Genomic DNA, 1440 nt, shown 5'->3' with positions numbered 1-1440 from the left:
TGCGGCGGCGGCGAGATCAGGTCGACGCCCGGCGTCGAATGCCGGACCTTGGCGATGGTCGCATCGACCTTGTAGCCGGGCAGCTGGCCGCCTTCGCCGGGCTTGGCACCCTGCGCCATCTTGATCTGCATCATGTCGGAGTTGACGAGATACTCCGTGGTGACGCCGAAGCGGCCCGAGGCGACCTGCTTGATCGCCGAGCGCATGCTGTCGCCGTTCGGCAGCGGCTTGAAGCGGTCGGCTTCCTCGCCGCCTTCGCCGGTGTTCGACTTGCCGCCGATCCGGTTCATGGCGATCGCAAGCGTGGTGTGTGCCTCGCGCGAGATCGAGCCGAAGCTCATCGCGCCGGTGGCGAAGCGCCTGACGATGCCCTTGGCTGGCTCGACCTGGTCGAGGGCGACAGGCTTGCGCTTTTCTTCCTCGGCGCTCTTGACCCGGAACAGGCCGCGCAGCGTCAAAAGGCGCTCCGACTGCTCGTTCAGAATCTTGGCGAAGTCGCGATAGTCTTTCAGCGAATTGCCTCGCACGGCGTTCTGAAGCGGCCTCACCGACTTGGTGGTCCAGGCATGGTCCTCGCCGCGGCTGCGATAGGCGTATTCACCACCGACATCGAGCGCGGTCCTGTAGACCCGCGCCTCGCCGAACGCGTCGGCGTGGCGCCGCACGGCCTCTTCGGCGATCTCGGCAAGGCCAACGCCCTCGACGCGGGTATGCGTGCCGGCGAAGAACTTCCCGACGAAATCGGCCTTGAGGCCGACCGCGTCGAAGATCTGCGCGCCGCAATAGGACTGGTAGCTCGAGATGCCCATCTTGGACATCACCTTCAGCAGGCCCTTGCCGATCGACTTGATGTAGCGCTTGACGATCTCGTAGTCGTCGAGCGAGCCGGGCAGGCGGTCCTTCATCGCGATGATGGTTTCGAACGCGAGATAGGGATTGATCGCTTCCGCACCGTAACCTGCGAGGCAGGCGAAGTGATGCACTTCGCGCGGCTCGCCGGATTCGACGACGAGACCGACCGAGGTGCGCAGGCCGGTGCGGATCAGATGATGATGCACGGCGGCGCAGGCCAGCAGCGACGGAATCGGCATGCGGTCGGTATCGACCATGCGGTCGGACAGGATGATGATGTTGACGCCTTCGCGCACCGCAGCTTCGGCGCGCGCGCAAAGCTCGTCGAGCACCTGGTCCATGCCGGCAGCACCAAGACCGGCGTGGAAGGTGGTGTCGAGCGCGCACGACTTGAAGTGGATTTTGGCCAGGTCCGAGATCGAGCGGATCTTTTCGAGATTAGCATCGGTCAGGATCGGCTGTCGTGCTTCGAGGCGCTTGGTGGTGGCAAGTCCTGGGAGGTCGAACAGGTTCGGCCGCGGTCCGATGATCGAGACGAGGCTCATCACCAGCTCCTCGCGGATCGGGTCGATCGGCGGGTTGGTGACC

1 protein-coding gene is annotated in these 1440 nt (G+C 64.7%); it reads right to left on the bottom strand.

The features are described 5' to 3' along the window. Positions 1 to 1440 (bottom strand): glutamate synthase central domain-containing protein (locus tag FXB40_RS47215; protein ID WP_246208390.1); only part of this gene is annotated, 1440 nt, incomplete at both ends.

It is taken from the genome of Bradyrhizobium rifense, from assembly GCF_008123425.1.
GTDB lineage: Bacteria > Pseudomonadota > Alphaproteobacteria > Rhizobiales > Xanthobacteraceae > Bradyrhizobium > Bradyrhizobium rifense.
Note: the sequence above shows the minus strand (reverse complement) of the source record. Positions and strands in the feature narration are given on the sequence as shown.